At 33.8% G+C, this 14,036-nt stretch carries 15 protein-coding genes; 8 read left to right on the plus strand and 7 right to left on the minus strand.

The annotated features are described in order from the left end of the window. Positions 1 to 14: 14 nt before the first annotated feature. From O5O44_RS09045 to O5O44_RS09075, 7 genes are read left to right on the plus strand one after another with little or no spacing between them, the layout of a single operon-like run. Positions 15 to 581 carry a DUF4126 domain-containing protein gene (locus tag O5O44_RS09045; RefSeq protein ID WP_019388537.1) on the plus strand — a complete coding sequence of 189 codons (567 nt, stop codon included), beginning with the start codon at positions 15 to 17 and terminating at the stop codon, positions 579 to 581. Positions 582 to 630: 49 nt separating this feature from the next. Continuing rightward, positions 631 to 1,263 carry a hypothetical protein gene (locus O5O44_RS09050; protein WP_289194056.1) on the plus strand — a complete coding sequence of 211 codons (633 nt, stop codon included), beginning with the start codon at positions 631 to 633 and terminating at the stop codon, positions 1,261 to 1,263. 19 nt (positions 1,264 to 1,282) lie between these two features. After that, the gene (gene kdsB / locus O5O44_RS09055) at positions 1,283 to 2,011 is read left to right on the plus strand and encodes a 3-deoxy-manno-octulosonate cytidylyltransferase (protein WP_289194057.1); all 729 of its coding nucleotides are present in this window, start codon (positions 1,283 to 1,285) and stop codon (positions 2,009 to 2,011) included. Next, positions 2,002 to 2,706: an HAD family hydrolase gene (locus O5O44_RS09060; RefSeq protein WP_289194058.1), complete on the plus strand. Its 705-nt coding sequence runs from the start codon at positions 2,002 to 2,004 to the stop codon at positions 2,704 to 2,706. The genes kdsB and O5O44_RS09060 overlap by 10 nt, the downstream gene beginning before the upstream one ends. Before the next feature lies 1 nt (position 2,707). Beyond that, a complete protein-coding gene (locus tag O5O44_RS09065; protein WP_289194059.1) occupies positions 2,708 to 3,325 on the plus strand; it encodes a CatA-like O-acetyltransferase in 618 nt (205 codons plus the stop codon). A 47-nt stretch (positions 3,326 to 3,372) separates the two neighbouring features. Beyond that, a complete protein-coding gene (locus O5O44_RS09070; RefSeq protein WP_289194060.1) occupies positions 3,373 to 4,455 on the plus strand; it encodes an iron-containing alcohol dehydrogenase family protein in 1,083 nt (360 codons plus the stop codon). A 1-nt stretch (position 4,456) separates the two neighbouring features. Next, positions 4,457 to 5,005: a 1-acyl-sn-glycerol-3-phosphate acyltransferase gene (locus O5O44_RS09075; RefSeq protein WP_289194061.1), complete on the plus strand. Its 549-nt coding sequence runs from the start codon at positions 4,457 to 4,459 to the stop codon at positions 5,003 to 5,005. A gap of 167 nt (positions 5,006 to 5,172) precedes the next feature. Here O5O44_RS09075 and O5O44_RS09080 read toward each other — a convergent pair whose 3' ends face one another. Beyond that, entirely contained in the window at positions 5,173 to 7,767 is a 2,595-nt protein-coding gene (locus tag O5O44_RS09080) for a zinc-dependent metalloprotease (RefSeq protein ID WP_289194062.1), read from the minus strand. Between the two features lie 137 nt (positions 7,768 to 7,904). Between O5O44_RS09080 and O5O44_RS09085 the strand changes: the two genes are divergently transcribed. Then, positions 7,905 to 8,645 carry an NYN domain-containing protein gene (locus tag O5O44_RS09085; protein ID WP_019388545.1) on the plus strand — a complete coding sequence of 247 codons (741 nt, stop codon included), beginning with the start codon at positions 7,905 to 7,907 and terminating at the stop codon, positions 8,643 to 8,645. Between the two features lie 122 nt (positions 8,646 to 8,767). On the opposite strand, the gene O5O44_RS09090 is transcribed toward O5O44_RS09085, so the two are convergent. From O5O44_RS09090 to gcvT, 6 genes are all read right to left on the minus strand, one after another. Further along, entirely contained in the window at positions 8,768 to 9,730 is a 963-nt protein-coding gene (locus O5O44_RS09090; protein ID WP_289194063.1) for a Gfo/Idh/MocA family protein, read from the minus strand. A gap of 67 nt (positions 9,731 to 9,797) precedes the next feature. Continuing rightward, a complete protein-coding gene (locus O5O44_RS09095; RefSeq protein WP_289194065.1) occupies positions 9,798 to 10,517 on the minus strand; it encodes a YebC/PmpR family DNA-binding transcriptional regulator in 720 nt (239 codons plus the stop codon). A 122-nt stretch (positions 10,518 to 10,639) separates the two neighbouring features. After that, positions 10,640 to 10,933, minus strand: coding sequence for a 4a-hydroxytetrahydrobiopterin dehydratase (locus O5O44_RS09100; RefSeq protein ID WP_019388548.1), 294 nt, complete (start codon positions 10,931 to 10,933; stop codon positions 10,640 to 10,642). 44 nt (positions 10,934 to 10,977) lie between these two features. Continuing rightward, entirely contained in the window at positions 10,978 to 11,811 is an 834-nt protein-coding gene (locus O5O44_RS09105; RefSeq protein WP_019388549.1) for a sugar nucleotide-binding protein, read from the minus strand. Positions 11,812 to 11,838: 27 nt separating this feature from the next. Beyond that, on the minus strand, positions 11,839 to 12,753 hold the full coding sequence (locus O5O44_RS09110) for a glutaminase (protein ID WP_289194067.1): 915 nt from the start codon (positions 12,751 to 12,753) through the stop codon (positions 11,839 to 11,841). A 1-nt stretch (position 12,754) separates the two neighbouring features. Further along, positions 12,755 to 13,837, minus strand: coding sequence for a glycine cleavage system aminomethyltransferase GcvT (gcvT, locus tag O5O44_RS09115; RefSeq protein ID WP_289194069.1), 1,083 nt, complete (start codon positions 13,835 to 13,837; stop codon positions 12,755 to 12,757). Between the last annotated feature and the right edge of the window lie 199 nt (positions 13,838 to 14,036).

A 14,036-nucleotide genomic window follows, 5' to 3' on the forward strand; every position in this document is an offset into this window, starting at 1 on the left:
AATTAAAATTAAAGATGACTTTTGAAACGATATTAAGTATTTGTCTAGGTGTTGGTTTATCGGCCTCGGTAGGATTTAGAGTGTTTTTACCCTTATTTGCTTTAAGCCTTGCTGCTTTTTTTGATGTTTGGCAACTTAACGAATCTTGGGAATGGATAGGAAGTACTGGAGCTCTCATAACTTTAGGTGCTGCTACTATAGTCGAAATTGTTGCGTATTTTATACCATATATTGATAATTTATTAGATAGTATCGCAGTGCCACTAGCTGCCTTGGCAGGAACCGCCATCATGCTTTCTACAATTGCAGATTTAAGTCCTGTTGTAACTTGGTCTTTAGCTATTATAGCTGGAGGCGGGACAGCTGCGGCAGTTGCAGGAAGCTCGAGTACAACACGATTAGCTTCTACTGCTACTACAGGAGGTATTGCAAATCCTTTGGTTTCAACCATAGAAACAGGAACCTCGATTGTCATGTCTGTTATTTCTATTTTTCTTCCCATACTAGCAGCAATTATAGCCATATTTATCATTTTTACAATTTTTAGATTATATAAAAAGTTTAAAAGGAGTAGGCAATAATTATGATATAAATATTATATTTTTGAAATTCTAAACCTTTATCTTTATTATGAATATTAAAATTACCTTTTGTCTTGTTTTTTGTTTTCCTTATTTAATATTTTCTCAAACCAATGCTGTTACAGAATATGGCGACCAAGTAGTATTATATGACGATGGTACCTGGCAACAAGTGGGTGAGCAAGTTGAAGAGAAAGTAGAAATTCCTATAAATGCTACAATTTTCGAAAAAGATGAAGATTCCGATTTCCTAATTAAAAGTTCAACATTTAACGTAGGGATTTGGTTAAATACAAAAGATTGGAAATTTAAGAAGGCTTCAAGTAACGAAGATGCCGAATTTGAATTAGAACTTAAAAAAGAGGATTTATATGGTTCTGTAATAACTGAAAAAGTTGAAATCCCTTTGGTAACACTAAGAGATATTGCATTATCTAATGCACGAGAAGTAGCCCCAGATACTAAATTAAATAATCAAGAATACCGTACAGTTAATGGCTTAAAAGTTTTAATGTTAGAAATGAGCGGCACAATGTCTGGAATTAAATTTGGATATAAAGGGTATTATTATTCAAACGAAAACGGTACTGTTCAAATCATACTTTATACATCAGTAAATTTAATGAAAAGCTATGATAACCATATTGAAAAATTGTTAAATGGGTTTGTTCAGTTAAATTAAAAACAGCTATTTAAAGCATATGAAAATAATTTCAATGATTCCCGCGCGTTATGCTGCATCTCGTTTTCCTGCAAAACTTATGCAAGATTTGGGTGGTAAAACAGTTATTTTAAGAACATATGAGGCCACGGTGGCAACCAAGTTATTTGATGATGTTTTCGTAGTTACCGACAGTGAAATTATTTATAATGAAATTGTAAATAATGGCGGAAATGCAATAATGAGCAAAAAAGAACACAACAGCGGTAGCGATAGAATTGCCGAAGCTGTTGAGGATATGGATATTGACATTGTTATTAATGTTCAAGGCGATGAACCTTTTACAGATGCCGAATCCTTAAAGAAACTCATAGAAGTATTTAAAAATGATTCAGATAATTCAATTGACTTAGCCTCTTTAATGGTTCATATCACAGATGAAGATGAAATAAAAAACCCAAATACTGTCAAAGTAATTTTAGATAATCAGAATTTTGCACTCTACTTTTCTCGAAGTCCAATCCCTTATTTAAGAGATAAAAGTGTTGCTGTAAAATACTATAAACATAAAGGGGTTTATGCCTTTAGAAAACAAGCCATTTTAGATTTCCATCGATTGCCAATGCTTACTTTAGAAGCTGCTGAAAAGCTAGAACAATTAAGGTATTTAGAATATGGTAAACGTATAAAAATGGTTGAAACTGATGTGCAAGGTGTTGAAATTGATACACCTGAAGATTTAGAGCGCGCTAAGAAATTATGGAAATAAATTACAAAAACATAAAGGTAATTGGTTTTGATGCTGATGATACACTATGGGTTAATGAAACCTACTTTAGAGATGCGGAATTAGCATTTGCAAAATTACTATCTAAATACGAAACTGCTAATAAGATTGACCAAGAGCTTTTTAGAATGGAAATGGATAACTTAGAGCTCTACGGTTATGGCATTAAAGCATTTACCTTATCAATGGTAGAATCTGCTTTAGAACTGTCAAATTATAATATTTCAACAAAAACTATAGAATCTATATTAAACATAGGTAAAAACATGTTGAGTAAACCTGTTGAATTGCTTGATGGTGTCGAAGAAGTATTAAAAACACTCTCAAAAAAATACCGATTAATACTGGCTACTAAAGGCGATTTACTAGATCAAGAACGAAAATTAGAAAAATCTGGACTGACAGACTTTTTTCATCATATTGAGGTGTTAAGTGATAAGAAAGAAGCCAATTATTCAAAATTATTAAATCATCTAGATATCAACCCTTCTGAATTTTTAATGATAGGCAACTCACTAAAATCTGATGTTTTGCCTTTAGTCAACATCAAAGCAAATGCCATACATGTTCCATTTCATACCACTTGGGCGCACGAACAAGTAAGTGAGGAAGAAACAAATGGTAAAATGTATAAAACGATTACATCGTTAAAAGAAGTTTTAAACTTGGTAAAATAAAGTGAAAGAAATTAATATAAATTCATGGAATAGAAAACAGCATTATGAGCATTTTATGGCTTTAGAAGACCCGTCGTTTGCTGTTACCATTCCTTTTGATGTTACCAAGGCTTATACTTTTGCAAAAGCCAATAATATTAGTTTTTTTGCTAAGTATTTACACGATTGTATGAAGGCTATTAACAGTGTTGAAAATTTAAGATTTCGAATTGAAAATGATGGCATAGTTGAATACGATGTCATTCATGCATCATCAACTATAATGAGAAGTGACAATACCTTTGGGTTTTCGTTTATACATTTTGATGAGGATTTAAGCACCTTTATTCAAAATATAAATAATGAAAAAGAAAGAATTCAGAATTCTAAAGATTTATACCCACCTGTGAATGGATTAGATTGTATACATTGTTCTGCAATGCCATGGCTTAATTTTTCTAGCCAAAAGGAGCCAAAGTCGGGGAGTGTGGATTCGGTGCCAAAATTTGCTTTTTCAAAAGCAGTGAAATCAAATAATAGTTTACAAATGAATGTGGCCATTCAGGTAAATCACGCATTAGTAGACGGTTATCATATAAGTTTGTTCTCGGAAAAATTCCAAGAATTTTTAAACGCATAAAATTTTATTTAAACTATTTTTACATTTTGTAAAAGAAAACATATTAAATGAGTTATAAGAACTTTCCAATGGTGCCAAGAGTCATTTTTGGCAGAGGTAGTTTCAATCAAATTAATGAAGTTTTAGCCCCAAAGCGCTTAAGCATCAATGCTCCATTTATTTATTTTATTGATGATGTGTTTAAAAATAATACATGGCTATTATCTAGAATTTCATTGTCTTATGAGGATAGAATTGTTTTTGTTTCAGCAAAAGAAGAGCCTAAAACTTCACAAGTGGATCAACTTGTTGAAAATATCATCTTAGAATCTAAAGCATTGCCATCTGGTATTATTGGTATTGGTGGGGGTACTTTGCTAGATTTAGCTAAGGCAGTTTCTATTATGTTAACCAATGAAGGTGAAGCCAAAGATTATCAAGGATGGGATTTAGTAAAAAACCCAGCCATTTATCATGTAGGTATTCCAACAATCTCCGGTACTGGTGCCGAAGTTTCTAGAACCACGGTACTTACCGGACCCGAAAAAAAATTAGGTATTAATTCTGATTTTACCCCATTTGATCAAGTGATATTAGATTCTGAACTCACTAAGGATGTACCACAAAATCAATGGTTTTATACGGGTATGGACTGTTATATCCACTGTATTGAGTCACTAACAGGAACTTATTTAAATACCTTTAGCGAAACCTATGGTACTATGGCATTAGATTTATGCAAAGAAATTTTCATGGAGGATAATCTTTCTGATGAAGAGATGCAAGAAAAACTAATGATGGCCTCGTGGCACGGAGGTATGAGTATAGCCTATTCGCAGGTGGGAATTGCGCATGCTATGAGTTACGGTTTATCTTATCTATTAGGAACCAAACACGGAATTGGCAACTGTATTGTTTTCGATCATTTAGAAGATTATTATCCAGAAGGCGTGAAGCTTTTTAAGAAAATGAAAGCAAAACACAATATAGAATTGCCACAAGGCATTTGTGCAGATTTGAGTGATAAAGATTTCGATACCATGATAAATGTAGCTTTTAGCCTTGAACCACTTTGGGAAAATGCTCTAGGGAAATCATGGAAAAAAACAATTACTAGAGCCAAATTAAAAGCTTTATACCAAAAAATGTAATATGAAAAGGCTAGCCAAATTTATTTATTTTAAAATTATTGGTTGGCGAATTATTGGTAATACTAATTTTTCAAAAGACACTATAAAAAAAGCGGTAATAATTGCTGCTCCTCATACCAGTTGGCACGATTTCTATATTGGCATATTGTTACGCGCAGTTGTTGGTGTTAAAACAAACTTTATCGGAAAGAAAGAATTATTTGTTTTTCCGTTAGGGTGGTTTTTTAGAAAACTAGGCGGCGCTCCAATCAATAGACAATCCAATGAAAACAAGGTTGATGCTATTGCCAAATTATTTAATCAGCATGACGAGTTTCGAATGACTTTAGCCCCAGAAGGGACCAGAAAAAAAGTAACTTCATGGAGAACGGGTTTCTATTTTATTGCAAAACAAGCCAATGTGCCTATTATTATGTTTACGCTTGACTTTGAGAACAAACAAAATAAAGTATCAGAACCTTTTTATCCTACAGATGATATGGAAGCCGATTTTGAGTACATGTATGATTTTTATAAAGGCGTGAAAGGTAAGGTTGCGGCATATTCATAAATACGTTCCAGATTTTGGCATAAAAATTGTATTTCTTAAAATACAAGCGCATGAAACATAAAGTAAACAATTATTTGTTCCTAAAAAGAAACATGAGCTAACAAATAATAAAAAGCTACTCCGATTATTGAAGTAGCTTTTTTTTATATTTTACATCCTATTAATCATTATTTAATTTCCTTTAAAGCATTATCAATTAAAGTTCTTAAATGCTGTTTATGTGCTCTAGAAGAAATATTTCCGGAAGGTGCAGCCATTGTCCTAACGGCTTTTAAATTATAAAGCGCCATAGATTTTGCATTGTTCGTGTATCGACTACTTTGTTTTCCAGTAATCATATCAATAAGCATATTAGTATATTCTAACTGCAAATTTTGTCTAAAGGAGTTTACAGAACTGTAAATATCTGCTTTAAAAATAGCATGATTCAAATCGGTCATGAAAGTAGATAAACTATACGTATTTCCGTATAACTCTGAATCTGTAATACGCTGTAAGGTATTATAATGCAAAATGTGGTTTAAAACATTCTTTTGATAGGTGAGTACTTGAGCATGAATTTTAGGGTCTTCAGTACCCGAAAAGAAATTAAAACCACGACGCTGCATTGCTAAATAATTATATAAATCATTTGGCGCATCGAAAGCATTTGGTGCGAACACATACCTTTTTAGTGCATTCATTGCACGTTTTTGGTCTTCGTAACTTACAGGAGTATAGGGTTGTTTTCCGCCTTCTTGACCTGCCACAGCTCTATTTACGTAAACACCACCTATATATCTAGAAATGATATTAGCTGCCGATGCTTGTTGTCCGCTTAAAACATAATACGCTCTTCTTAATTCTTGATATGTGTCATCATTCTTAATAAACTTATCTTTAACGGAATTCATTAAATTGTTCGATAATTCTATCCTATCTATCGCATATTGAATGGCATCGTTTGATTGATCACCTGTCATAACTCTAGGGTCAATTGCTTTTCCAGGAGAGCGCATATCATCAGCATCATTACCAAAAATAAGTTCTGGTTTTGTGGATTGATTTAATAAATCATAACGTTCTTTACCTGTTTTGAAAGGTGTATATCCAAATTGGATCGCCCAAATATCGTATGGACCAACGGTTACATCATCATATTGGCCTTGTTTGCTTCTGTCTTTGGTAATATTTAAAGTGGCATAATCCATAACCGATGCCGTTAAACATTTACCTTTAATAAATTCTGGGTTTGCTAATTCTTCTGGAGAAAATAATTGACTTGCTTTCATGTTATGATTTAAACCAAGGGTATGTCCAACTTCATGCATAATCAATGCGGTCATGGATTCCTTTTTTATGCGCTCCATCTCTAAATCTGATGCTCCTGAAACACTCGCTACGGCATGTGCAAACATAATATCTTGATGCATTGTTTTCCCGAACGTGCACGTTTCATGTGAATTTAGATTTGTATCGTTTTCATCAAATGGTGCTTCTAAAGTCGCTAAAGAATATAATTTATCATAAAACACACGATTGGTAAAATGTGCATATTCAAGCATGATATCGGAACCTAAAATTTGTCCTGTTTTAGGATTGACTAACCTTGGGCCATAACCTCCAAATGGTGGAGTGGGTGAAGAGGTCCATCGTAAAACGTTATAGCGAATATCACCAGCATCCCAATTGGCATCATCGGGTTGTATTTTAACCTGCATGGCATTTTTAAATCCAGCTTGCTCAAAAGCGACATTCCATTGTAAAACAGCTTCTTTTATAGTTTCTCTCCATTCCAATGGCGTAGAATTTTCAATCCACCACGTTATGGGTTCTACGGGTTCTGAAATAGCTTCGTTAGGATTTTTCTTTTCCAAATGCCATCTATTAACTAAATCTCTGTATGGTGCCGAAGAAGTAGACGTTTGATCATTAACTTCTGTAATAAAAAATCCAACACGTGGGTCGTCTAACCTAATTTCATAATTATTTTCTGGAATTTTAATTAAACTGTGAAATACTTTTATACTGACATTTCTTCCATCTGATACGGCATTAGAACCAATATTTAAAACCGATGGCGAAGAATACACATATTCAACTTGAATATTTGTGTTTTCAGGGTAGTTTTTAATCGATCTGATTTTGCTTTTCGTTTTATCTAAACTACCCAGTTTAAATGCTGTTGGTGAACTTCCAGGTTGACGCACAGGTTTTATTTGATTGAATGTTTCTTTAAGAAACAAATCGTTCGCTTTTATGAGATATAACCCTTCTTTATCGTCATGCAATTCAATTTTTAAACTCATTAAAACACCATTACTAATGTTAGCGTCTTTAGATCTTGCAAGCGGATTATCAGGGTCGAAATAAAACGAAGTATTTTGAATTATAAAATCTATTTTATCAAAAAACTTTTCAATTTTAAACACTTTTGAACCTTGATAAGAGCCCCTATTGATTCGGCCAGCATCCAATACACCATCGGCTATTTGAGCAAAATGAATATATTCTTGATTGAGTTGATCTTCTTTAATTACCATTTGCATAACACCTGTTAGTGTGTCTTGATAAATAGTAAAAAGACCATCTATTTTTTTGCTTGATTTGGTTAAGCTTGCAATGGTTTTTTTAGGAGCTTTTTTTACTTGTGCAACTACTTCTGTTTTTTTCTTTCTCTTTCCTTTTTTAGTGTTTTGAGCTTCAAAATTTTGAGGAATTAAAATAAGAAACAAAACAATAAAGGCGCAGGAGCGCCTGAATACATTTTTTGATACAATCATTTTCAATACAATTATTTTAGGATAAAAATCCCAGTTTTTAAATTAGTCGGTTAAATGTAGAAATAAAAAGAAGGATAAGTGTCTAAATAAAAGTTAAAATATGTTGTGGTCGGTTTAATTTTTTATCTTTAACGAATATGATAAAAGACACAAAAATTGCGGTTTTAATTGATGGTGATAACATTCCATCGAAGTATATTTCTGAAATGATGGAGGAGATTACCAAGTATGGTACGCCAACCATAAAGCGTATTTATGGGGATTGGACCAAGCCACACTTATCTAAATGGAAAAATATACTACTTGAAAACGCAATAACACCAATACAACAATACGGTTATACTACTGGTAAAAATGCTACAGATTCGGCAATGATTATTGACGCTATGGATATTTTATATTCTGAAAAAGTGAATAGTTTCTGTTTGGTTTCTTCTGATAGTGATTTTACAAAATTAGCAACCCGATTACGCGAAGCAGCTATGGTTGTTTATGGCATGGGTGAGAAGAAAACTCCAAATCCGTTTATTGTAGCTTGCGATAAGTTTATTTATTTGGAAATTCTGGCGAACGATGATGATGAAAATACCAAAGACGAACAAGGCAAGAAAACGAAGAAAACCAATTTATACAACATCACACCGAAGGTGATTAAACTTCTTAAAAACTCGGTTGCTGATGCTGCCGATGAAGATGGTTGGGCATTTCTGGGTGATGTTGGATCATTAATTATTAAGAAACAACCTAATTTTGATTCTAGGAACTTCGGGTTTCAAAAATTAACACCACTTTTTAAATCGTTACCACAGTTTGAAATGGAGCAACGCGACCAAACTAACGGACGTTTTAAGTTAATTTACGTAAAAAACAAAGAGTAATTTGTGAATTTTCCAAGTCGTTTGAACCCGCGCAAGGGATTGAAGCGGCAGCTTTTGGCGAGGCGTGCATCGAGCCAAAACTATGAGCGAAAAAGCCCGACCTTTTTGGGTTGCGCCCTAAATTAAATTTCACCTAATATTTTTGACATGACCCAACTGGTATGCAATGCCGTTTGACCTGTGGAAGGATGTGGGATTTGATTTTGGAAATAATTGCGCATATTTTGAACGTGATATTGTTGAATATGCTTTGGGTTTTCAATAAAAAGTACTTCGTTGTTAGTGTCGCTTTTTAGGATGATGGGGTTGTCGTGAAAAACCGAAAATTGGATGCTGCCTTTGTTTCCATATATGATGGTTTCGTCTTTATGACCGTGGCAGCCAAAATTCCAGGTTCCATTGCCAGTAATTCCATTTTGATGCAACCAAGAAGCGGTTGCGGCATCGTGTGCTGTATAAAGACCTTGTTGATTTAAACTGAAGCCTGTAGCATGTGAGATATCGCCTAAAAAGAAGGTGAACAAATCTAAGCCGTGACTTGCTAGATCGTCAAAATATCCTGCAGGTGCAATGTTGGCATCGGTTCGCCAGTTATGGCTTTTAGAAATATCTAAATCGCTAGCTGGTTTGTTTAAATGTGTACTTATGTGTCTTATATCGCCAATATAGCCTTGTTCTAGCCATTCTTTTACTTTTTGAAAACGAGGCAGTGAGCGTCTGTAATATGCCACAAATAAAGGGATGTTTTTGGCTTTAAAGGCATTTACAATATCTAAACTCTCTGAATAACTTGGTGAAAGTGGTTTTTCTATACAACAGGGTTTTCCGGCTTGGGCTACTTTTAATGCGTAATATTTATGCGTATCTGGAGGTGTTGCAATATAAACGGCATCTACATTTGCATCGTTTATTAAATCGTCTGCACAGGTATATGTGGTTTGAATATTATGGCGTTTCGCATAATCTTTTAGTTTATCTACATCGCGACGCATAACAGCAACAACATTAAAACCGTCTGTTAGTTGATATGCTGGTCCGCTTTTTATCTCGGTAACACTGCCACAACCAATAAAACCCCAATTCATTATTCTCAATGTTTCTTTAAACGAAAAAAGAGAACCAAAGGCTCTCTTTTAATATGTTATACTCTTTTTAATCTTCAGTTTCTTCCATGGTGTGATATACGTTTTGTACATCATCATCTTCTTCTAATTTTTCTAGAAGCTTCTCAACATCAGCAGCTTGTTCTGGCGTTAGATTTTTTGTAACCTGCGGAATACGCTCGAATCCTGATGATAAAATTTCAATCTCGCGACGTTCTAATTCTGCTTGAATGGCTCCAAAACTTTCAAAAGGAGCGTAGATTAGAATACCGTCATCATCAACAAAAACTTCTTCTGCACCAAAATCAATAAATTCTAATTCTAATTCTTCTGGGTCTAAACCTTCGCCATTTATTCTGAAATTACAGGTATGATCGAACATAAATACCACAGAGCCCGAAGTGCCTAAACTACCATCGCATTTATTAAAATAACTGCGTACATTCGCTACTGTTCTGGTATTATTATCGGTTGCTGTTTCTACTAAAATGGCAATTCCGTGAGGTGCATAGCCTTCAAAAATAACTTCTTTATAATCGCCTTGGTTTTTATCGCTAGCTCTTTTTATGGCTCTCTCAACGTTGTCTTTGGGCATGTTTACAGACTTGGCATTTTGTATTACGGCTCTAAGGCGCGCATTACTGTCTGGGTCTGGACCACCTTCTTTTACTGCCATTACAATATCTTTACCAATACGTGTAAAGGCTTTACTCATGGCAGACCAACGTTTCATTTTTCTTGCTTTTCTAAACTCAAAAGCTCTTCCCATAATTGAATAGTTATTTTTTATTTCCGCGAAAACGGAACATTTTAGTTAACATTTTCTATTGCTAGCAAATTTATAAAATTCTGTCAATCTGAATACCTCTTGTTTACTTAATTTAACAAGAATTATTCCTCATCTGGTTCTACAATAAATTCAATAGCTTCGGCCAATTTAAAGTCTTTGTTTGTAACACCTCCGTCATCATGTGTGGATAATGAAATAGAAAGTACATTGTACACATTACTCCAATTTGGATGGTGATTTAAAGCTTCGCACTCAAAAGCAATTCTGCTCATGGCACTAAAACAATCTTTAAAATTTTCGAATTCAAATTCGGCATGAATGGCATTGTCGTAGTATTCCCAATCTGGGAAACGAAGCAGTTTCGCTTCAATTTCTTGTTCTGTTAATTTACCCATGATTATTTTTTTATGAAATTAAGGATTTAAAGGCTTAATGTCAACTATATTTTTAACTCTGTTAATATATCCTGACTTAGTAATTGAAGGTGTTTAGGAAGTTTATTAAATTTTGAAAGTACAGCCAAATAACGATCGTCGTTTGTTGTATAAACACGTTTATAGATTGGCTGGTTTTTTAATTCTAGAGTGGATATTATTTCTTTTATAAAATCATCATGATGCACCAAATCGTCGCTTCCAAGATGAAAAATACCGTATTTGTTTCGGTTGATAATGTAATGAATTTGTTGGGTAACTTTAGAATCGGTGGTAACATTCATTATTAAATTTGGAAACACTTCAATGGGTTCTTTATCATTAATAAACTGAATTAATTCTTGAACTCGAGGCGATTGTGCTCCAAACACCATTGGTAATCTTAAAACAGCTACTTGCTGCTTAGGTAAGCGCAACAGCATGTTTTCAATTTTTATCTTAAAATGTCCGTAAACACTATTACTATAGGTTTTATCTTGCTCGTAACTAGGGTATTTTATATAACCATCAAAAACATTGGCCGATGATATAAAAAGGATCTTAATTTTTTTTGCAAAAACGTATTCTGTTAAATGTTGATGTGCTAATACTTGTTTTGAAAAATCACCGCGCAAAGCAGAAATGATGATGGTTGGTTTTACAATATCTAGAATTTCAAAAATATCATCTTCTTCAATGTTGTACTGAAAAAAGTGATTGTTTTTTTCAAACGATTTATTAGAAACCATATAGGTTCCGTATGTTTTAAAGTAGGGGCAAAGTTCTTTATAAATAGCGTTTCCTAAGAAACCACTTGCGCCTAAAATTAAAATTCTATGTTTGCCTTCCATTTTTCTCATAGTTCACACTTCTTAAAAAGGATCATATTAAAAAATTGAAAGTTTCGTTTGTGTTGTGAATTCCTCCAAGGCCAACATCCCTAATTTCGAATTTCCTTTGGCGTTCAATCCAGGCGACCAGCAGGTAATTACAAATTGATCAGGTAAAAGTGCCACAATACCACCACCAACACCAGATTTACCGGGTAATCCCACTTCAAAGGCAAACTCACCAGCTTCATCATAAAAACCGCAAGTAAGCATAATGGCGTTAATTCGTTTTGCTTGCGATTTTCTTAAATGCACTTTATTTAAAATACATTTGCCTTGATTCGATAAAAAGAAAAAAGTTTTGGTTAATTGACTACAGGTCATTTCGATGGCACATTGATGGAAATAGAAATCTAAAACCTCTTCAACAGGATTCTGTAAATTTTTAAATGATTTTAAAAGATATGCAGCTGCATAATTTTTAAACCCTGTTGCTTTTTCGGAGTTGGCAACATCTAAATTATATTGGATACTTTCATCGCCTGCAAGATCCCTTATATAAGATAGAAAATCTTCTTTTGGGTTCTTTAAATTAGAAATTAATATATCTGAAATAACAATTGCACCCGAATTGATTAGTGGGTTTCTAGGAATGCCATTCTCTAATTCTAATTGCGATAAATGGTTGAAAGGATCGCCACTAGGCTCAACATCTACACGTTTCCAAATGTCTTCACCAATTAACGCCATAGCTTTAGACAAAGCCAATACTTTAGAGATACTTTGTATGGAAAATAATTTATTATCATCGCCAACACCAAATTCTTCACCTTGCGCAGTTCTTAAATGAATGCCAAAATTATTGATATCTACTTCTGCCAATTCAGGAATGTACGTCGCAATTATACCTTTGTTCTTAGCCGCAATTCCTTTGTTATATATAGCATTTAAAATAGCTTGAAAGTCTAACATATTAACCTTTGTAAAACGGTAATTTTACGACTGTTGCTGGTATCGCATTTTTACGAATTTGAATATTTATTTTACTGTTAACATCTGCGAAAACAGGCGGAACATAGCCTAAGCCAATACCTTTACCAAGCGACGGACTCATTGTTCCTGAAGTCACCACACCAATTTTATTTCCATTTCCATCCACAATATCATATCCGTGGCGTGGAATCCCTCTTTCGTCCAACTCAAAAGCAATGAGTTTACGTTCTGGTCCGCGTTCTTTTTCAGCTTTTAAAGCTTCAGAATTAGTAAAGTCTTTGGTGAATTTTGTTATCCATCCTAAGCCAGCTTCAATAGGCGAAGTAGTGTCATCAATATCATTTCCGTATAGGCAATAACCCATTTCTAAACGCAAAGTATCACGGGCTGCAAGGCCAATGGGTTTAATCCCGTAATCTGCACCAGCTTCTAAAACCTTATCCCAAATTTGTTTTACCTCCGTGTTTTTACAATATATTTCAAAGCCGCCACTGCCAGTGTAACCTGTTGCCGAAATAATAACATGCTCTATACCTGCAAAATCACCAACCACAAAATTGTAGAATTTTATAGCCGATAAATCTTCGCTGGTTAAACTTTGCATCGCTTCAATCGCTTTTGGTCCTTGAATAGCCAATAATGAGTAGTCTTCACTTAAATCGCGCATTGTGGCGCCAACATCATTTTTTGATTGAATCCAATTCCAATCTTTTTCAATATTACTCGCATTTACAACCAATAAATAGGTGTCTTCTTTGACACGATATACAATTAAATCGTCTACAATACCACCGTCATCATTAGGTAAGCAACTGTATTGTGCTTTACCTATTATGAGTTTAGAAGCATCGTTACTTGTCACTTTTTGTACAAGTTCTAATGCATGCTCACCTTCAATTAAAAACTCACCCATATGTGAAACATCAAACACGCCAACTGCGTTTCGTACGGTTTCATGTTCAACATTTACTCCCTCGTATTGTACAGGCATATTATACCCAGCAAAAGGGACCATTTTTGCACCTAAAGCACTATGAGTTTCTGATAAGGCTGTGTTTTTCATTTAGAAATCTTTAATTAAAATATAAACTATTATTAAGCTAATAATTAAGATGGAATAGGTAATCATCAATGATGTTCGAATATTAAAATAGCTTGAAAAACTATCAATAATATTAGCTAAAAATTTCAATATTCCAACTAATATGTCTTCCATAATAACGAAAACAAATGTATAGAAAATTAGTATTAACTTTTAGTTA

Source organism: Algibacter luteus, from assembly GCF_030344935.1.
GTDB lineage: Bacteria > Bacteroidota > Bacteroidia > Flavobacteriales > Flavobacteriaceae > Arenitalea > Arenitalea lutea.